The organism is Methanosphaera sp. ISO3-F5 (assembly GCF_034480035.2).
GTDB lineage: Archaea > Methanobacteriota > Methanobacteria > Methanobacteriales > Methanobacteriaceae > Methanosphaera.
The window spans coordinates 2210377-2228690 of the sequence record NZ_CP118753.2; the positions used below are offsets into that span (position 1 = coordinate 2210377).

Here is an 18314-nt window from a genome sequence, read left to right on the forward strand (position 1 = left end):
TACAAGAAATAGAAAAAAAGGAAGTTAATGCAGATTAATAACCTGCAAAGCAGTACTCTTAAACCAAGACCTTAAATTATTATCACAAGCATTCATATTCTCTGCACGCTCAAACCAATCATTTAATTGTGATAGTTCAACACTACTTGGTGGCATACCATCAAAGATAATCCGAGCATATAAGTAATTAGCATCATCAATCTCCCAACCTGAAAGAATACTCTCAGCTAATTCAGCATTATTATCATCAATAGCATTTTTAAATCTTAACGCATTATTATGTGGACAAGGAACACTCTCTTTATTATCCGTATTGTTTCTAGAAGTATTAGGAATACTTGTAGGGTTAGATTGAGGTATTTGCGTGGTCTGAACACTACTCTTATTTGTGCGACTCAATAATTTTCCGATAAGCCATCCAACAATAAACACGGGAACACTAAAGAATAATCCAAAAACAATTGCCGCTAAAAAAACAACAAAACCTGATACGTTAGTGTTTGGCTGAGAAATTCCAAACAAGAACATTAATACAAAAACAATCAGGGAAATAATTTTAGCTTTAGAAATTCTTTTTTGACCAGTATTTTCATCATCCTTATAAACAAGCATAGCCAGTAAATCCATAAAATCACTTCACAATATCATTAATCTTATATAATATAACACCAATTCTTAAAATTATCCTAACACCAAAAATTATCTATGAAATTCATTATAAAACTTAACAAACAAATCAGGATCAAACACATTATTCTGATTATCATAATCTAACACAGTACATACTTCCGTACTTTTACTAGTACTAACACTACAAACCCAGTAACTACTAATTCTCTTACGGAATGCATTTTGTAACAAATTCTTATTACTATAAGTGACAACCCACTTACTACAATCACGCTCAAATTTAATTAATTTACGATACTCATGAACATGATAAACATATTCATCACCATACTCAGTAGAATAAACCTTCAAATCAAGACCTAACTCATCATCTAAAACCTTGGTAAAATGAGCATTAACCCGCAAATCTGCCCTAACAAGACTAGATTTTGAAAGAATAACATGATTAATTCCTTCTTCATTAATACTTAGTGGAAGCTGACCCTTATTCCATTCAAGAGCTGATTCAACAATCGCACATCTGACCTTTTTATCCTCAATCTCGTCACGAATCAACTTATAAGACAACAAACCCCTGCAACAAATCTTATAAAACTTTAACTTAATCTTACCATATTCCTCACCCAGTAACTCCTCCTCATAAGGGGAATACTCGGGAAGATTATCATTAAATAATTGTCTTACAAGACTACTGCTAAAACGTTTAGCTTCCAAATCATCAAAACCTGAAAACTTAACATTTTCCACAACATTTTCTAATTCATCCCACTCAATATAATAATCCTTTCCCTTGCTGGTAGTAATCTTAATATTATTATCACCAATACCAGAAATCAAATCCTTCTTATAAAAAGCCTTATGGGATAAAATTTCATTTTTCACACTACTAAAATTCTCATTTAAACCAAACTTATGGGGAATATAATAATCAGATACATTAACATCACTAAAAATCCAGGAAAGAATGGAAGAGATGAAATTATCAACAGGTTCTCCCTTCAAGTATTCTTCTCTGGCACTGCAGAGACTATCCCAGGAAACAAAGTTATTCTCAATTTTCAAAAATTTCTCACCAATGCCTTTAATTTTAAGACCATTTGGTAAAAAATCATTTTTATATTCATCCTTGTTATCGATAACAAATGTTTTTATAACATTAAAATTCTCATCAACATTAAAATTCAAACAATCTACAACCACAATTACACCTCCAAGAAAACAGTTTTATGTTCTGATTTAAATTATGTAACTTTCATATTATTAAATTATACAATACATATTAATACATAATATATTCTCAATAAAATTATATAATCCTTAATGAATATAAATTAATACATTAAAATAAAGGAAATCAAAATTTCATGATTAATAAAAAGAAAATAACTATAATTATATTAATAATCATAATTTCAATGACATTAATTGGAGTATACTATCTTAATCAGTATTATCCAACAGAAATAGATATTGCAAAATATAATAATACTGATGTACAACTGGTTAAAACTTCAAATGGTCTGTTATTGGATGGTCCGGGAAACTCTAATGTGTTAATATTTTATCCTGGAGCAAAAATAGAATACACTGCATATGTACCATTATTATATAAGCTATCAGAAGAGGGTATAGACTGTATGCTAATACAGATGCCATATAACTTAGCGTTACTAGACAAAGATGCAGCAAGTATCATATTAAAAAATAATACTTATGATTACAAGAATTGGTATTTGGCAGGACACTCACTTGGGGGGTCTATGGCAGCAGAATATACGAGTGGTCATGAAACAAATATAACCGGATTAATATTGTTAGCATCTTACTCAACAAGTAAAATAAGCACACCCTCCTTATCTATATATGGTAGTGAAGATAAGGTATTGAACATGGATAATTACCAAAAAAACAAGAAAAACTTGGAAAAAATAAATGAATATCAAATCATGGGAGGAAACCATGCACAATATGCGTATTATGGAAAACAAGAGAAAGATGGTGAAGCATCAATAACAACTGAAGAACAAATAGGTATTACATCAAAAGAGATAATTAAATTCGTAAATGAGACTTCACAATCCTTTTAAATACTTTTTTTTATAAAATTTGATGATCATGTGCTGTTAATATGGGTTTATCTGATTTTCTGATAAGAAAACATTGATTGTTATATGTATGTCCTCTTTTATTTCCTGCATTTCAGGTTCATCATCATATATCATTACATTTTTCATATTTTTAACATATATCTCTTTGAGTTTCTTAGGGTTTGTTTTAATGTATGTTTCATGTACACTATTTTTGCTTCGTCCTTGTAATGCATCAACATATTCTGCGACAAGTTGTATGTTACTTGCATGAAATTTTCTTAAGCTATGTGTTCTGAAGAATCTGTAGTTTCCCTTGAATCCCCATCCCATTTCATCATTAATCATCTGAAATTGTTTCATAAGATAAGACCCATTAAACGGGAATAATTTATCATTTCTTTTAAGATTTTTTCTTGTTTTAAGATATTTAATTATATAGTGCTTGCTTCTGAAGAACAGAAAGTATAATAATATTTATCTGTCTTAATTCGTCTAAGATAAATCGTTGGAACAACATCATTTCTTCCAGATAATTCCTCAAGAATATACTTTAAATCCTTATTTTCATAATCGTTCTCTATTCCATTAATAAATCATCTACGGTTAATGATAATGTTTCTGCTTTAGCAGTTCCACTACTTGACATGAAAAGAATTAATGCTTTAAGAGGTAATGATGAAAATTCTAGTGCAGCTTTTATATGTTCTTTAGTTGGAAGATCCAAATAATTTGTCATATACTGCTTATTATATTTTACATCAGGTAAATAAGGAATTTCTATTTCATAATGAACATAAAAAGTTTTCAGTTTGGAAAAATAAGTTTTCACAGTATTTGACGACAAACCAGATTCCAATAAATGAGTTCTATATGTTAATAATCTATTTTTTAATCGTCGTTCTTTTAAGGGTATGCCATTTTTTTCATCTTCTTCTGCTTCTCTAAGTAATTCATCAATACTACAATTATGAAATTTAGTATATTGAAGTAATGTGGAGACATATCCCTGTTTTGTACTATCTTTAATATTTCTATCTTTACAAAATTTTATAAAATAATTATTTTTATACATAACATTATTATTGTATAAATTATTATTAATCACTGTTGAATAATATAAAACATCAACATTTGTAAAATTAACATAGTAAAAAATATTTAAGAAAGGGGGGGGGGGTGAAGAAAAATTATAGCTTTTTTCATGCTCTTGCACTAATACTTCTAAGGTATGGTAATCTATGTAATACTTCTATAATAATTTCACTAATAACTAATGCTAATAGTATGTTAATTAAAATCATTATAAATGTGAATTTTTCAGTATTTAATATGCTTATTTTTGTTAAAAAGTTTATTACAAGTATGTTTACTAAGTATATTCCATAGGTATCCTTGCTAATCCTTACAATTAAATTATTAATTTCTGGTTTAATTTTTGTATAATCAATATTCTTTATTATAATGAAAAGTCCAATGGATTGTAGGAATGCTCCTGGAGTAATATCTCCTAATCTAATAAAGAATAGTGACTGTGATAATTGTAGGTGTGAAAAAATTATTGTTCCCATGATTGTGAATAGTGAGCCTACAATAAACATTATTAATCCGTACTTTTTATTATTTAATATTGGATGGTCTTTTATTGTTAGATAATAACCTAATATGAAGTATCCTATTGATCCTGTAAAATATATCAGGTAATCAAATAGTACTGTTTTTATATTCAGGAATTGTAGTAAACTAATTATTAACCATATTGCTAGGAAGTATTCTATCTCGTTCATCTCTGCTTTTTGTATCCAAGTTGATATTATTGGTGAAAGTAAGTATAATCCTATTATCATATATACATACCAGAATTGAACACTTATTTGTAATGGATCTAAAAAACTATTTCCTATATAGCCTAGTAGGTCTATAATTGTCCAGGTACTTCCAAGTGCATCCTTAAATAATACTTTGATTATTGCATATATTATTATCCAGAATACGAATGGTATTATTATTCTTTTTAGTCTACGGGGTATTGATGTGATTGGTTGGGGTTTTCTAAGTAACAGATAACCGGAGGCTAATATAAATAATATTATAGCAAAACGAAATATTGAAGCTGCAATTACTGATTCATACCATGGTAGGGTGAATAAATAATTATCATTTAATAAATGGGATGATGAATGTATTCCAATTACTCCAATTATGGCAATTACTTTAAGATAATCTATCCATAAAATTCTATTTGTTGTCATTAGTGAGGTGTTGTCTATTAAAGTTATTAAATTTATTTAAATTCCCTTACCAATGATGAGGTATGTTATTAATAATATTGTATTATTAAATAGAAAATATTTTTCTTATTTGAATGTTTTTAGAAAGTTATTTCGAATTGAATATAAATATTAAAATAGATTTATTATTATTTCATAATATCTTAGGATTATTCTGATCTTTTTTTCAATTAAACCAGATTAAATTACAACATGAACACTTAATAATAAAAGTAATAATATAATGTTCAATACAGTAAATATTATCAGATACCTATGTTTAAATTCATTACATTCTCGTACAATTATATTGTAAGAAATTAAATTTGCCATAGATGCTATAAGAGTACCAAATCCACCAATATTTATCCCTACAATTATTGCTTCAAAATTCTTACTAAACCCGCTAAGTAACATTGCAGTAGGCACATTAGAAATAACCTGAGAAACAAGTACACCACATAAAACTTCATTTCCAATAATCCATCTTTTAAATAATAAACTAAAAAAGGTAATATTTTCTAAATTTCCTATCAAGATAAATAATGTTATGAATGTTAACAATAAATAATAATCAACACCCCTAAAAACCCTTTTAAAGAAATTCTTCTTCGTAAATTCTACTTTACCTATATTATGTATTGTAATATCCTCCTTAGGTATGATAGATAAAATTATGATCAAAAATATTACTGAAACAATAATATATGGTACGAGTATTAAGAAAAATGTTTCAAAGGGAATATGTGATAAAGTATACAGTACAATATTATGTGGGGCCCCAACAGGGAGAACCATACATCCAACATTAGCTGCTATAGTCTGTAAACAAACAGTTATTATTATCAAATCTGCACGTTTAACTTTTTTTAAAGCCATAATTGAAAATGGTACAAATATGATTAATGAAACATCATTTGTTATGAATATTGAACTGAAAAAACAAATAAAAACTAATATTAATAATAATTGTTGCGTATTTCCTGTTTTTGTTAATAATTTTCTTACCATAAACTCAAAAACAGTCAGATTTTTTAATATTTCAACAATAATCATAATTACAGAAAGTAATATGATAGTATCCCAGTTAATATAATTCAAATAATTAATGTTTGGTTTTACAAAAAAACATGAAATAATAGCTAAAATTAACGATACTGAGAACACTGTTTCATTTTTAAAAAAATTAAATGTTTTATCTATTATTTCTGCCATAATATTATTTTAGTAAAAAAAGTTACATATCTTTTTTCATTCTAGAATTGATTTATTGGTAATACTTATTTATAGCAATATGACACTAGTAACCCCGTAACATGTTTATTCATATTTTATTGTTTTTTATTCTTTTTTTTCAATTATTTTTGATGATATATTTATATTTAATATGGTTCTACTAGTATTAAGATACAAGGTGGTGTTTTTAATGATGCGTGATGACTATACTATTGAATGTTTTGAAAAGGATGTGCCTTTAGACGAGATTAGAAGAAATTACATTAATTTTGAACATACTGAGAAGTTATGTAGGATGTGTAGGTGTCATACTAATAATTGGACTTGCCCTCCTTTTAATCAGGATCAGATAAGTATTTGGGAAAAATATGATAACATCAAATTAATATTGTTAAAGTTTAATTTCACAAGTAATGCATTACAAAAAGTATTTGAGGATGAAAAAATAATGGAATATTCATTTGATTTACATCATGGCGAGAAAACTTTAATTGAACCATACTTAAAAAGTTTAGAAGAAGAATTGGATGGATGTTATCTGACATGTGGACCATGTGTTAATTGTAAGGAATGTCAAAGATTAAATGGTAAATCATGTGTTATGCCAGATAAAAGAAAATATGCCATGGAAGCATTAGGTGCTGATATCATAGGTATTAGTAAGGATTATTTTGGTATCAATTTGCAATGGATACATGAAAACAAATTACCGGAATATATCATTATGATGGTCTCTGTATTATACTAAAATTTAATTATATTCTATTTTCAGATATATTAATTAAGGGTGAACTAATTATGGCTGAGAATAAAATAACTTATGAAGATATTAAACGTTATGAATTTGTCTTAGGTAAAGTTCCATCATTACTTTTAGGGACGATGATTCGTAGAAATTCTAATCTTGTTGGAAAGTTTGAATCTACTATCACTAAAAATTTAAGCTCTTTGAACGAAGTTCAACAAAAACAGTTAGATACAGTGCTGAATTCTGATATAAGTGATTTACAGAATGTTCTTAGGGATGCTTATGAAAAATCAGGTAAAAAACAGTATAAACAGTTATCTGAGCCTAAAGCAGCTAAATTCATTGAAAATAACTTGAAAGAATTAGAAAAGTTAATAAAAAAATAAGTATTTTAAGAATATTCTTTAAATATTCTTATTTTATGTCAACTTTCACAGATTCTTTTTCTTCTTCAGATTCTTCAGTTTCTTCAGATTCCTCTGTGAATACTTTGTTAATAAGTATGTAATCTCCAATACTGGATATGTCCTCTATTTTAACGGTTTTCTGATCTTTTGGTTTTCCGAAAGTGGTTGATGAACTTGATAATTCTATGGATAATATCTTATGAGTGTCAATGTCAATTTCTATGTCATACACTTTACCTGCAACATTTCCTTCGGTATCTAAGATTGTTTTTCCTAGGAAATTGTTTAGTTTCACTACTCCTGCCTCTGTTTCTGGTAATTTATCTAGCTTACTACTTTCTAGATCTTCAATAAGTCTTGAAACTTGTATGTAATCTCCTACTGTAATTATATCACTTACAGGTATGTCATAATATTTTTTACTGAGTGGATTTCCTACTGATCCAAATATGTTGGTTACTTCTAATGTTTTAGTGTTTAAGTTTATTTCTGCAAGTTTTGCAAGGTCTCTTGCTTGTTTGTCAATAATTTTTTTTCCTAGAATATCTTTAGCGTTCAATTTATTATCTCCATTATACTATATTATATATACTATATTTCTTCCTTTATTTATTATTACTTTTTCCAATCTAATTATTTAAATATTCTTTAAACTCTGATATTGTTAATAATGGAGTGAATTTAATACCATTTTCTTCAAAAGTTTCTTTTGCTCCTTCTTCTCGGTCAACGATTACAAATGCTTCTGTGATATTTCCTTTGTTTTCTCTGATTACCTTAATTGCTTTTAGTAATGATCCACCTGTTGTTGTAACATCTTCTACAATAACAACATTATCATTTTCCAACAATTCCCCTTCTATCTGTTTGCTTGTTCCATATGATTTTTTCTCTTTTCTTATCATAAGCATTGGTTTTTTGGAAATAAGAGAAGTTGCAGTTGCTATTGGAACAGCTCCTAATGCAGGTCCTGCTACTTTATCAATGTCAGTACCTTCTATTTTTTCGGTAATTAGGTGTGCTACACTGTCTAATATTTCAGGCATTGTTATTGCTTTTTTCATGTCCACATAGTAACTGCTTTTTTTTCCGGATGATAATGTAAAGTCACCAAATTTTATTACATCATTTTCTTTTAATAATTCTAATAATTTTTCTTTATAATCTACCATTATTCAGTCCCCTCATATTTTAATACATGTTTAATATCTCGTTTAATGATTCTTTTAATATGATTTTGTCACCTACACTACCTACTTCTTCGAAAGGTATTATTTCTTCAGAAGTTTTATTTCCACGGTTAAATAAACCATCTGTTTTCTCTTCTTTTATGATTATTATTGATTCAATTTTTTTAGTAGAAGCATCTATTTCAATATCTTTTACTTTACCAAGTATATTAGCTTGAGTATCTAATACTTCCTTATTTATTATATCATCTATTAAACGCATATTAATCACTATTATACTATTTTAGTTTTTAATAAATTTATTATTTATTATCAATGTGGACATAAATATAATATATGTAAATGACTAAGGAGGTAGTGTATGAAAGTATATGTATTGGATGCATCAGGATTAATAAATGGTTTCTACTCAGAAGATTATCAAAACATCATGACATCTTCAACGATAAACGAAATAAAAGATATTAACACTGAAATGTTACTAAACAACTTAATCAATGAAAAACGGGTCATAATAGAAGATGTAGATTACAGTAAAGATGAAGAAATAATGGAAGTCCTATTATCAAGTGGAGATCTGATGAGGTTATCAGATACTGATAAAGATATCATAGCATTAGCATTAAAATATAAACGGGATGGAAATAATGTAATAACAGTTACAGATGATTATTCCATGCAAAATGCACTGAAACTATTAAACATTAAATTTAAAAGTGTCAGAACAGCAGGAATAAAAAATACAATAAAATGGAAGAAAATATGTAAAGGATGCAGACAAGAATACCCCGCTGATACAAAACTAGAAGAATGTGACATCTGTGGCTCACCCATCATAAGAAAAAGAATGAAAGCACATAGCAATCACTAAAGAAAAGGGGATCTACATGAATATTGGCGTAATAGTACATGGACCTGGAATAATAGACACAGGCTATGCAAAGAAAATAATTAACATACTAAAAGAATACGGGACAGTAACCTCAAGACTTGGAGGTACAATGGGACGTACCGCAGTAATCGATGCACATTTAGAAGATGAAATAAACATAACCCAGAAACTGTTACCAAGTCAATCAATACAACTCTTAGCAAAAGATAATGACATACTCTTCCTATTAAATTATGGAAAATCAAGCATAACTGGCCACACATTCGGATACAAGGTACTGGGAAATGTTAAAGAAAAGGTTAATCTTATACAAATTGAACGGCCCGGCGAAGAAGATGGAGTAATCATACAATGGAATGAATACGATAACAATGAACTTATCAACAAATTAAATCAAAAATTAAAACTAAAAATCATAGATTACAAGCAAGCAACAAGAAAAGTAGAAAAACTCACTGGACTAAATGAAAAAAATGGTCAAATACAACGTAAAGTAGCAGGAGTATCACCTGATGAAAACATTATGCTAAACGGTATAATAATAGGTAAAGCAACAAGTAACGAATTAACCATAATAGCACAAAACAATCAAATCACCGAAATGATAGGGGGAAAAATTAAACAACATGGACTAGAAAAACTAGGAAAAATAGACTTATCAACTGCTATAATAAAAACAGGACTTCTAAGAAAATCAGGTAATATAAAACCAAGAATAATGCAACACAAACAGAACAAACAATTAACAGCATGCTTCTTAAACCATGCTGCAGAAGACATCTACAAGTACCGGAACACGGACATACTAGTATCTGTAGGAGATGATACAACATTATTATCATCAGACATACTATACAGGTTCAACACCCCAATAATTGGAATAACCGATGGAGACCTGGACAAAGTAGTACTTGAAGGATTCAAACACGAAAACTCACTGATAATACAAGTACAGCCGGGATACGATGATATAATTGGAAAAATTATCTATGAAAAAGTATTTAACAAAAAAGAAGAGATACAAATCACAAGCATAGAATCATTTAAGGAAGAAATAGTAAACACGATCAAAGATGAAAAAATAACATACAAGTTCGTGGATAAACAATTATCATAACACAATGTTATGAGTGAAAACCTTTTAATTTAATAAAAGCAAAAAATAACTAATAAAGAAAGATACTAATATTTTTAGACAGAGGGAATAATCTTGGATTTTAATGAAATAATAGAATCAATAAGAACATTTAAAGGAGTTACCCGTAAACATTCTATAGCAGATGTACGAGAAAAACTAAAAAACACATATAATATTTCGGGAAAAGTACACCTGGCATTTGGGGATGATGCAGCAGCAATAGACATAGGAAACAACATGCTGATGCTAATGGCAACAGATGGAATATGGGGCTCATTAATGGATATTAATCCATGGTGGTCAGGTTACTGTTCAGTACTAGTCAACGTAAACGACATAGCAGCTATGGGTGGAATACCTATGGGAATGACTAACGTGCTCTCATCATCTAATCCAGAAATAACAGAACAAATCATGGACGGAATCAATGAAGGTGTAAAAAAATTCGGAGTACCAATGGTCGGAGGACACACTCACCCAGACACACCCTACGAGGCACTGGATGTAGCAATAAGTGGAATAGTGGGAAAAGAAGATGTACTTCCAAGTTGTGGAGCAAAAAAGGATGATAACGTCATAGTTGCAATAGACTTGGATGGAAGCGTATACCCTGGAACAGAGATAAACTGGGATACAACCAGTGACAAATCACCAAAATATGTTCAAGACCAGATAAAAGTTATGAACACAATCGCACAAAAACACTTAGTGAATGCATGTAAAGACATAAGTAATCCAGGAATTGTGGGAACATTAGGAATGTTGCTGGAAGCATCAAACATGGGGGCAACAATTGAACTTGAAGCAATACCAAAACCTGATGATATGGACTGGACTCGATGGTTCAGGATGTACCCTGGAAGTGCATTTGTACTCACAGCACCAGAGGAAAGCACAGATGAATTAATAACATTACTTGAAAATGAACATATCAATGCAAACACAATAGGAAAAGTAACAAACAATCACCAACTAAAAATGAAATACAATAACACTACAAAAACAGTCTTTGATTTCACAAAAGAAATAATCATGGGATTTTCAGAAGATGTCTAAATAAGATAATGTTAAACACTCTCCACCCATTTAATATACTATTTTTTTTCACATCATATTATTATAAGATAAGATTAATTTAGAAGTTATTAATATTAGAAACACCATAAATAAAACTTATAGAAATACTTCATAATAATTTCTAAAAAAAATAAGAATTACCCATACAATTACAATTAAAGTAATTCTTTATTGAGGCGAAAAAATGCAAGTTAAAGTCAATGATGTTGAAATAGAAGTAGATGCTGGTTCAACAGTTGAAGATGCTATTAAACTTACAAATGCACCCTACATAGAAGGGTCAGCAATAGCCTTAATAGAAGGTAAGCAAGAATTAGAAAGTCATGTAAACAAGTATAAAATCGTGACAACTAATGGAAGCATAATTATTGAATTAGTAGAAGATGCAGAAATCTTAACTAATTTCTGGAAGAATAATTATCAAAAGTTTATAGGCACAGCAATCCGATGGACAACATCAAATGAAGTAGCTATAGGTTCAATAGTATCAAACCTAGAACCATCAAATGAGGAACATCTTTATAATAGATGGGATGTAATAGTCAGCTTATCTAGTTTCTCAAACGAAGCTACACACATACTATTCTCAAAATCTAAACACAGGGCAGTATATGGTGTACCTGATCATAATAGTGGAATCCTGGCAACAATTGTTGGTGGAAAACGAACAATTGCAAAACTAAAAAACACTGATACAGTAACAGACATTCAACCAATAATTGAAAGAAAAAGTATCATAAACAGTGCATCAGTAACAGACTTCTCAACCAAACTAAAAGAAGGCAATGAACTATTCACATACATGCAAGTAGAAGCAAACCCTGAAGCCCCAATGTCCTTTGAACACTTCCTGAAAATCATAAATGACGGAACATTCAAAGTAGACTATGAATCAGAAACATTCATAGGAAACTATGCACTTAAAGGACTAGAAAAAGACTCTGAAATAATCGAAAAAAGAAAAAGAGGAGCAGTAACACTAAGAAATCAGGGAAATGGTGTGGGAAGAGTATACATCTACCGGGAAGATAGAGTAGCAGTACCAACACATAACATCATAGGATATGTTACAAAAGGAATACAAATACTAGACACAGCCAATGAAAACGAGAAAATCACAGTAAAAACAGTTCCAGAAAAAATATCCACAGTATCATTAACACAAAAAGAAGCCGACGAATACCTTGATAAACTAGGCATAGAACATGAACGTGATGGCATAACCGATGATGATGCAGTAATAGTTGCCCAAGAACCAAACTACACAGTAGATGTTGACAGAGAACGAAAAATAAAAACACTGGGAGTACCACCACAAGACTTTGTAGAAATAGAATTATACGACCAAGAAAGTCCAAGATCCGTATGGTACTTCAGAAAAATTACTGGTCTATTAAATGGTGACGTAGGACATTTAAGAGTAAACATGGCTATAAAACCGATGAAAATCTTAATGTTTGATGCCAACAAGAAAGAAGCAAAAGGAATAATTCCCGAAAAAATACCAGAAACTCAAGTATGTGCCTGGGAAATCTGTGTAAGTAACACAGCATGTAAAAATGTTGGAAACCTGGGTATCAGATTTGAGGATAACAACGAATTTGGTCCAACAGGTGAATCCTTTAAAAGTACAAACATTATTGGACGAGTAGTGAGTGGATTTGAAAACCTTGAAGCATTCAAAGAAGGAGACACAGTATATGTCAAAGAACGATAAAGATATTGATACAGAATTCTGTCATATTCCTATGGGTGATGGAACATACAGAGACTCTGATCAAAAAGATAAAATAACACGTATGATAATATTGGGTCCAGGATGTGCAGTAAGTTCAAAAGAATTACTAAACTTCCTACACTTACTAGAACTACCAATAAACATACGATTAACATGTTATGGTGCAAACCTAAACGGTTACTCAGAAGATGTGATGACAGCAGTAGAAAAAGCAAGAGAACTTGATCCAACACACATATTCATCAAATTCAGAGGATTTCCACCAGGAGACCCTAGAAGATGCAGAGCAAAAAGGGGAGGAGCTCGAGAAGGATTTCATCAAATAGAATCAGAATACAAACTACTATCAGAGGTAAGTTACGCATTAGAACATCCAAAACATGTGGACTTAGAACCTCCAAAAAAGATTCCAGTAGATGAATTCATGAATATAGTGGATGAAATAGAAAACAACAAAGAATAAAAAAAGGGGATAAATATGAAAATAGCAGTATTACCAGATGCTGCCATGATTATTGTTCACTTAGTAACAAAGAACGGTCATGAATATTTATCATCAACCAACATTAGTGAAGAAACATTACGCGACAAAGACCCATATGATGAAAGAGATTTTGACGAAAATCTTCCACCCTTTACAATAACATCAGATGATACATTAACAGGAAACAAGTACACAACTAATGAAGCACCTTCAGGAGTTAGAGGAAGACTTTCATTATTTGATAAAATAATCACAGAATCAGAAGCAGCAATAATCATGGGACAACCACCAAGAAGATATAAGCATATGTACAACCACCTGAACGAATTAATACTATTCGGTTGCATATCATGCGGAAACCTTCAAAAAATAGTAATATCCGAACTAAAAAAGAAAAACATTCCAATACTAATAGTACCATACCCAACAAGTAGGGAAGAAATAATAAGTATGATACAAAGAATAAATGAATTTCTAGAAAACCTTGAAAACAGGAATGGAATATATAATGAGGATAACTTAAACATAGACCTAAAAAGAAATGTGAATAAAGTTCCCCCTAAAGAATTAAAACAAATAATAAAAGAAGTTAATACAAACTAAGAGGTTATATTATGAAAGTAGCAATATTTCCACCAAACTCTATGATATTAGCAGATATGATAGTAAGAAGTGGACATGAACCACTGGTTGTTCAAAATCAGATGAAACAAAAGGTCACATCACCCGACTTAGATGCACCACCATTCAACATGACAGAAGAAGACCCAATAAATGGACTAAAATATGCAGCAATAGAAGTTCCATCAGGAGTAAGGGGAAGAATGTCATTATTCGGGCCAATCATAGAAGAAGCCGAAGCAGCAATAATCATGAATGAAGCACCATACGGGTTCGGATGTGTAGGATGTGCAAGATCATCTGAACTAACAGTATTCTCACTAAGACACAGAGACATACCAGTACTGGAACTTGACTACCCAACAAGCAGGGACGACACAATAGAAATGGTATATAAAATCAACACATTCCTAGACAACCTAGATAAAGACGGAGCTGATACAGATGACAATTAAAATAGCACAACTGTCCTGTGGAACAGAATACAGTGGAGTTCAAAAAGAAATAGAAAAAGCAGCAGAAACATTCGGTGCACAAATGGTAATGCCGGACGTAAACCTGGATGACATAGACGAAGCATACGAAAAATTCGGACTCAGCTGTGCAAGTTCAAGCCTAAAACTAATGATTGCAAGAGCAATGAGCCTAGTAGAAGGAAAAAATGAGGCAGACGCAGTATTCATATGTACATGTTTCAGATGTGCAGAAGCAGCAATAGCAAGAAACGAAGTACGTAGACTAATACAAAACAACACAGACCTACCAGTAGTAACATACTCCTTCACAGAAAAAACAAAAGCATCAGAACTATTCATACGTATGGAAGCACTAACAACAGTAGTAGCAAGAAAAAGCATCCTAGCAAGAGAAAAACAAGAAGGACTAACACTAGGAATAGACAGTGGATCCACAACAACCAAAGTAGCACTCATGGAAAACAACGAAGTAATAGGTACAGGATGGGTACCAACAGGAGACATAATCGGATGTGCCAACGATGGAATAGAACAAGCACTCGAAGGAACAGGATATAAACTAGACGATATAGAAGCAATAGGAACCACAGGTTACGGAAGAATCACAATAGGAAAAGCAATGGGAGCAAAACTAATACAAGAAGAAATATCCGTAAACAGTAAAGGAGCAGTATACCTTGCAGGCGCACAAAAAGGTGAAGCCACAGTACTCGACATTGGTGGAATGGACAACAAAGTAATCACAGTAAATAATGGAATACCAGACAACTTCACAATGGGAGGAATCTGTGCAGGAGCATCAGGAAGATTCCTAGACATGACCAGTGGAAGACTAGGAGTAGACATCACAGAACTAGGACCACTAGCACAACAAGGAAACTACCGGAACGCAATACTAAACAGTTACTGTATAGTATTCGGTATACAAGACCTGGTAACAACACTAGCAGGAGGAGCATCCAAAGCAGATGCAGCAAGTGCAGCATGTCACTCAGTAGCAGAACAAGTATATGAACAACAACTACAAGAAATAGACGTAAGAGAACCATTAATCCAGGTAGGAGGAACATCACTCATAGGAGGACTAGTAGATGCAGTCCAAGACATACTAGGAGGAATAGATGTAATAGTACCAGAATACTCACAATTCATTGGTTCAGTAGGAGCAGCTATGCTCGTATCTGGTCTAAAAGATACAGATATAGATGACAGTAAACGATTCTAAAAACAACTCTTGGAGGAAAAATTATGTACGTAGAGTGTTATGATGAAGTAGGAGCACAAGTATATGATACACTACTAAGACACACACTTCAAGACCTAAAACTAGCAAGAGCAATCAGCGCAATAAAAATATTCATAGACCCAAGAGAAGCACTATTCATAGGAGTAGTAAAACTAGAAAAAGCATCCCAACCAATCTACCTAAACGACATGGCAAAACACAAAATAGAAAACGGAATCCTAAAAATCACAGTAGAAAACGAAAACTACCTACCAGACCTACTCAGAGTACTATGGAAAGAAGAAGGAAGAGTAAACGTAGCACAACCAGACAGATACAAAATAGAAATAACAAACCCTACAATAAACCCAGATAACCTAATAATACTGGATCCATCAAGAGAACTAAAAAGAAAAGTCTACGATGCACTCTTCAGAGTAATGCCCGAAGGATTCAGAATGACAAAAAACGCAAGCCAAGGCAACATGGTATGTATCATGAGTAGTGATGAAATAATAGACGAAAAATGGAATAAGAAATTTAATGAAGTAATAGAAGAAGTTAGAAAACAATAAAAAAAAATTCTAACCCAAAAAATAGGGGGTCCCAATTCATGCCAAAACATGATATGAAACATTTCGCACATGTAACACAAGCACACCCATGCTTTAATGAAAAAATACATGATAAAGTAGGAAGAATACATATTCCCATAGCACCAAAATGTAACATACAATGCGGATTCTGCACAAGAAAAATAAACGATACAGAAAACAGGCCAGGAGTAGCCTCATGTATCATGACAATCGACGAAGCACTAGAACACATCCAAGACACAATAGAAAAAATGCCAATAAGTGTCGTGGGAGTAGCAGGTCCCGGAGACTCACTAGAAAACCCAGATACACTAAAACTATTCGAACAAGTAAACAAAAAATTCCCAGATCTCATACTATGCATGAGCACAAACGGATTACTAGTACCAGACTATGCAGATAAAATAAGTGAAGTTGGAGTAAAAACAGTAACAATCACCATAAATGCAGTAGACCTGGATATAGGAACACAAATATATGATGACATAGAATATCATGGAAAAATATACCATGGTAAAGAAGGATTTAAAATACTACTAGAAAACCAGCTCAAAGGAATAGAACTACTATCCGAAAGAGGAATAATAGTAAAAGTAAACAGTGTACTAATACCAGGAATAAACGATGAACACATAGTAGAAATAGCAAAAGTAGTACGAAGCAAAGGCGCCTCAATAATGAACGTATTACCATTAATACCATTAAACAAATTCAAAGACATACCAAAACCCGGATGTGGACAATTAAGCACAGTACGTGAACAAGTAGAAGAATATCTTCCAGTATTCCGAGCTTGTACACAATGCAGAGCAGACGCATTCGGAATACCGGGAAAACACTCAGAAGACCATAACCTTAACTTAGTACCAAACAGTCACTATTAACCACCAAAACCCCATCAATCCACCTTTTTTTACAAAATTAAATAATAAAAATATGTAAGGAGAACAAAAACATATGATAGAAACATTATACTGGAAAAACAACACACTACACCTATTAGACCAAACAAAACTACCACATAAAATAGAATACGTAGAATGCAACACATATCAAGATACAATAACCGCAATAAAAACAATGATAGTACGAGGAGCACCAGCAATCGGAGTAACAGCAGCATACGCAATGGCACTAGCAGAAATAAAAGAAGAAAACCTCGAAAAAGCAGCAACAGAAATAAAACAAGCAAGACCAACAGCAGTAAACCTATTCTGGGCAGTAGATAAAGTACTAACCGAAACAAAAAACGGAAAAACAGCAGTAGAAACAGCAAAACAAATGGAAAAAGACGACATAACAATAAACAAAAAAATAGGACAATACGGAAACACAATAATAGACAAAAACGACACAATACTAACACACTGCAATGCAGGAGCACTAGCATGTGCAGGATATGGAACAGCACTAGGAGTAATCAGAGCAGCACACGAAGACAACAAAAACATCAACGTAATATGTGACGAAACAAGACCAGTACTACAAGGAGCAAGACT

23 protein-coding genes (1 of these 23 running past the window's edge) are annotated in these 18314 nt (G+C 31.4%); 14 read left to right on the forward strand and 9 right to left on the reverse strand.

The genetic code is table 11. The annotated features are described in order from the left end of the window. Window positions 1-24: 24 nt before the first annotated feature. Both PXD04_RS21475 and PXD04_RS21480 read right to left on the reverse strand, forming a co-directional pair. A complete protein-coding gene (locus tag PXD04_RS21475) occupies window positions 25-528 on the reverse strand; it encodes a hypothetical protein (protein ID WP_323736847.1) in 504 nt (167 codons plus the stop codon). Between the two features lie 171 nt (window positions 529-699). Next, a complete protein-coding gene (locus tag PXD04_RS21480) occupies window positions 700-1830 on the reverse strand; it encodes a hypothetical protein (RefSeq protein ID WP_323736848.1) in 1131 nt (376 codons plus the stop codon). A 164-nt stretch (window positions 1831-1994) separates the two neighbouring features. Here PXD04_RS21480 and PXD04_RS21485 point away from each other — a divergent pair, with 164 nt between their 5' ends. Then, window positions 1995-2717 (forward strand): alpha/beta hydrolase, encoded by a 723-nt coding sequence (locus tag PXD04_RS21485; protein WP_323736849.1) that lies wholly within the window; start codon window positions 1995-1997, stop codon window positions 2715-2717. Window positions 2718-2753: 36 nt separating this feature from the next. On the opposite strand, the gene PXD04_RS21490 is transcribed toward PXD04_RS21485, so the two are convergent. The 4 genes from PXD04_RS21490 to PXD04_RS21505 form a co-directional block, all read right to left on the reverse strand. After that, window positions 2754-3080 carry a hypothetical protein gene (locus tag PXD04_RS21490; RefSeq protein WP_323736850.1) on the reverse strand — a complete coding sequence of 109 codons (327 nt, stop codon included), beginning with the start codon at window positions 3078-3080 and terminating at the stop codon, window positions 2754-2756. A 217-nt stretch (window positions 3081-3297) separates the two neighbouring features. After that, the gene (locus tag PXD04_RS21495) at window positions 3298-3825 is read right to left on the reverse strand and encodes a hypothetical protein (protein WP_323736851.1); all 528 of its coding nucleotides are present in this window, start codon (window positions 3823-3825) and stop codon (window positions 3298-3300) included. Between the two features lie 94 nt (window positions 3826-3919). Further along, window positions 3920-4969: an acyltransferase gene (locus tag PXD04_RS21500; protein WP_323736852.1), complete on the reverse strand. Its 1050-nt coding sequence runs from the start codon at window positions 4967-4969 to the stop codon at window positions 3920-3922. Between the two features lie 219 nt (window positions 4970-5188). Further along, window positions 5189-6202, reverse strand: a complete 1014-nt coding sequence (locus tag PXD04_RS21505) for an SLC13 family permease (RefSeq protein WP_323736853.1) — start codon at window positions 6200-6202, stop codon at window positions 5189-5191. A 211-nt stretch (window positions 6203-6413) separates the two neighbouring features. On the opposite strand from PXD04_RS21505, the gene PXD04_RS21510 reads away from it, so the two are divergent. Continuing rightward, complete coding sequence (locus tag PXD04_RS21510; RefSeq protein WP_323736854.1) at window positions 6414-6971, forward strand: DUF2284 domain-containing protein; 558 nt, start codon at window positions 6414-6416, stop codon at window positions 6969-6971. A 50-nt stretch (window positions 6972-7021) separates the two neighbouring features. Further along, window positions 7022-7357 (forward strand): hypothetical protein, encoded by a 336-nt coding sequence (locus PXD04_RS21515; protein WP_323736855.1) that lies wholly within the window; start codon window positions 7022-7024, stop codon window positions 7355-7357. A 28-nt stretch (window positions 7358-7385) separates the two neighbouring features. Here PXD04_RS21515 and PXD04_RS21520 read toward each other — a convergent pair whose 3' ends face one another. From PXD04_RS21520 to PXD04_RS21530, 3 genes are all read right to left on the reverse strand, one after another. Further along, window positions 7386-7937 (reverse strand): PRC-barrel domain-containing protein, encoded by a 552-nt coding sequence (locus tag PXD04_RS21520; RefSeq protein WP_323736856.1) that lies wholly within the window; start codon window positions 7935-7937, stop codon window positions 7386-7388. Between the two features lie 70 nt (window positions 7938-8007). Then, window positions 8008-8550 carry an orotate phosphoribosyltransferase gene (gene pyrE, locus PXD04_RS21525; RefSeq protein ID WP_323736857.1) on the reverse strand — a complete coding sequence of 181 codons (543 nt, stop codon included), beginning with the start codon at window positions 8548-8550 and terminating at the stop codon, window positions 8008-8010. Between the two features lie 19 nt (window positions 8551-8569). Further along, window positions 8570-8830 carry a PRC-barrel domain-containing protein gene (locus PXD04_RS21530; protein WP_323736858.1) on the reverse strand — a complete coding sequence of 87 codons (261 nt, stop codon included), beginning with the start codon at window positions 8828-8830 and terminating at the stop codon, window positions 8570-8572. 99 nt (window positions 8831-8929) lie between these two features. Here PXD04_RS21530 and PXD04_RS21535 point away from each other — a divergent pair, with 99 nt between their 5' ends. The 11 genes from PXD04_RS21535 to mtnA all read left to right on the forward strand — a co-directional run. After that, window positions 8930-9439 carry a ribonuclease VapC gene (locus tag PXD04_RS21535; RefSeq protein ID WP_323736859.1) on the forward strand — a complete coding sequence of 170 codons (510 nt, stop codon included), beginning with the start codon at window positions 8930-8932 and terminating at the stop codon, window positions 9437-9439. A gap of 16 nt (window positions 9440-9455) precedes the next feature. Next, the gene (locus tag PXD04_RS21540; RefSeq protein WP_323736860.1) at window positions 9456-10577 is read left to right on the forward strand and encodes a DUF2117 domain-containing protein; all 1122 of its coding nucleotides are present in this window, start codon (window positions 9456-9458) and stop codon (window positions 10575-10577) included. Window positions 10578-10670: 93 nt separating this feature from the next. Continuing rightward, window positions 10671-11654, forward strand: a complete 984-nt coding sequence (locus PXD04_RS21545; protein ID WP_323736861.1) for a methanogenesis marker 2 protein — start codon at window positions 10671-10673, stop codon at window positions 11652-11654. Window positions 11655-11859: 205 nt separating this feature from the next. Then, window positions 11860-13392: a methanogenesis marker 3 protein gene (locus PXD04_RS21550; RefSeq protein ID WP_323736862.1), complete on the forward strand. Its 1533-nt coding sequence runs from the start codon at window positions 11860-11862 to the stop codon at window positions 13390-13392. Beyond that, on the forward strand, window positions 13376-13876 hold the full coding sequence (locus PXD04_RS21555; RefSeq protein WP_409988258.1) for a methanogenesis marker 6 protein: 501 nt from the start codon (window positions 13376-13378) through the stop codon (window positions 13874-13876). The genes PXD04_RS21550 and PXD04_RS21555 overlap by 17 nt, the downstream gene beginning before the upstream one ends. A 15-nt stretch (window positions 13877-13891) precedes the next feature. Continuing rightward, entirely contained in the window at window positions 13892-14500 is a 609-nt protein-coding gene (locus tag PXD04_RS21560; RefSeq protein ID WP_323736863.1) for a DUF2112 family protein, read from the forward strand. Window positions 14501-14511: 11 nt separating this feature from the next. Then, complete coding sequence (locus PXD04_RS21565) at window positions 14512-14973, forward strand: methanogenesis marker 5 protein (protein ID WP_323736864.1); 462 nt, start codon at window positions 14512-14514, stop codon at window positions 14971-14973. Next, complete coding sequence (locus PXD04_RS21570) at window positions 14963-16219, forward strand: methanogenesis marker 15 protein (RefSeq protein WP_323736865.1); 1257 nt, start codon at window positions 14963-14965, stop codon at window positions 16217-16219. Before PXD04_RS21565 ends, PXD04_RS21570 begins: the two co-directional genes overlap by 11 nt. Before the next feature lie 23 nt (window positions 16220-16242). Next, complete coding sequence (locus PXD04_RS21575; RefSeq protein ID WP_323736866.1) at window positions 16243-16794, forward strand: methanogenesis marker 17 protein; 552 nt, start codon at window positions 16243-16245, stop codon at window positions 16792-16794. Between the two features lie 38 nt (window positions 16795-16832). Continuing rightward, complete coding sequence (locus PXD04_RS21580) at window positions 16833-17699, forward strand: radical SAM protein (protein ID WP_323736867.1); 867 nt, start codon at window positions 16833-16835, stop codon at window positions 17697-17699. Window positions 17700-17775: 76 nt separating this feature from the next. Beyond that, window positions 17776-18314 carry the 5' portion of an S-methyl-5-thioribose-1-phosphate isomerase gene (gene mtnA, locus PXD04_RS21585; protein ID WP_323737499.1) on the forward strand. Its footprint extends 403 nt past the window's final position, so the window shows 539 of its 942 coding nt (coding positions 1-539); its start codon is at window positions 17776-17778; the stop codon falls past the right edge of the window.

Coding starts and splice junctions, on each gene's coding strand:
- PXD04_RS21475 (WP_323736847.1), bottom strand. CDS start 528: ATGTTCTTGTTTGGAATTTCTCAGCCAAACACTAACGTATCAGGTTTT.
- PXD04_RS21485 (WP_323736849.1), top strand. CDS start 1,995: ATGATTAATAAAAAGAAAATAACTATAATTATATTAATAATCATAATT.
- PXD04_RS21490 (WP_323736850.1), bottom strand. CDS start 3,080: ATGAAACAATTTCAGATGATTAATGATGAAATGGGATGGGGATTCAAG.
- PXD04_RS21500 (WP_323736852.1), bottom strand. CDS start 4,969: ATGACAACAAATAGAATTTTATGGATAGATTATCTTAAAGTAATTGCC.
- PXD04_RS21505 (WP_323736853.1), bottom strand. CDS start 6,202: ATGGCAGAAATAATAGATAAAACATTTAATTTTTTTAAAAATGAAACA.
- PXD04_RS21510 (WP_323736854.1), top strand. CDS start 6,414: ATGATGCGTGATGACTATACTATTGAATGTTTTGAAAAGGATGTGCCT.
- PXD04_RS21515 (WP_323736855.1), top strand. CDS start 7,022: ATGGCTGAGAATAAAATAACTTATGAAGATATTAAACGTTATGAATTT.
- pyrE (WP_323736857.1), bottom strand. CDS start 8,550: ATGGTAGATTATAAAGAAAAATTATTAGAATTATTAAAAGAAAATGAT.
- PXD04_RS21530 (WP_323736858.1), bottom strand. CDS start 8,830: ATGCGTTTAATAGATGATATAATAAATAAGGAAGTATTAGATACTCAA.
- PXD04_RS21535 (WP_323736859.1), top strand. CDS start 8,930: ATGAAAGTATATGTATTGGATGCATCAGGATTAATAAATGGTTTCTAC.
- PXD04_RS21540 (WP_323736860.1), top strand. CDS start 9,456: ATGAATATTGGCGTAATAGTACATGGACCTGGAATAATAGACACAGGC.
- PXD04_RS21550 (WP_323736862.1), top strand. CDS start 11,860: ATGCAAGTTAAAGTCAATGATGTTGAAATAGAAGTAGATGCTGGTTCA.
- PXD04_RS21555 (WP_409988258.1), top strand. CDS start 13,376: ATGTCAAAGAACGATAAAGATATTGATACAGAATTCTGTCATATTCCT.
- PXD04_RS21560 (WP_323736863.1), top strand. CDS start 13,892: ATGAAAATAGCAGTATTACCAGATGCTGCCATGATTATTGTTCACTTA.
- PXD04_RS21565 (WP_323736864.1), top strand. CDS start 14,512: ATGAAAGTAGCAATATTTCCACCAAACTCTATGATATTAGCAGATATG.
- PXD04_RS21570 (WP_323736865.1), top strand. CDS start 14,963: ATGACAATTAAAATAGCACAACTGTCCTGTGGAACAGAATACAGTGGA.
- PXD04_RS21575 (WP_323736866.1), top strand. CDS start 16,243: ATGTACGTAGAGTGTTATGATGAAGTAGGAGCACAAGTATATGATACA.
- PXD04_RS21580 (WP_323736867.1), top strand. CDS start 16,833: ATGCCAAAACATGATATGAAACATTTCGCACATGTAACACAAGCACAC.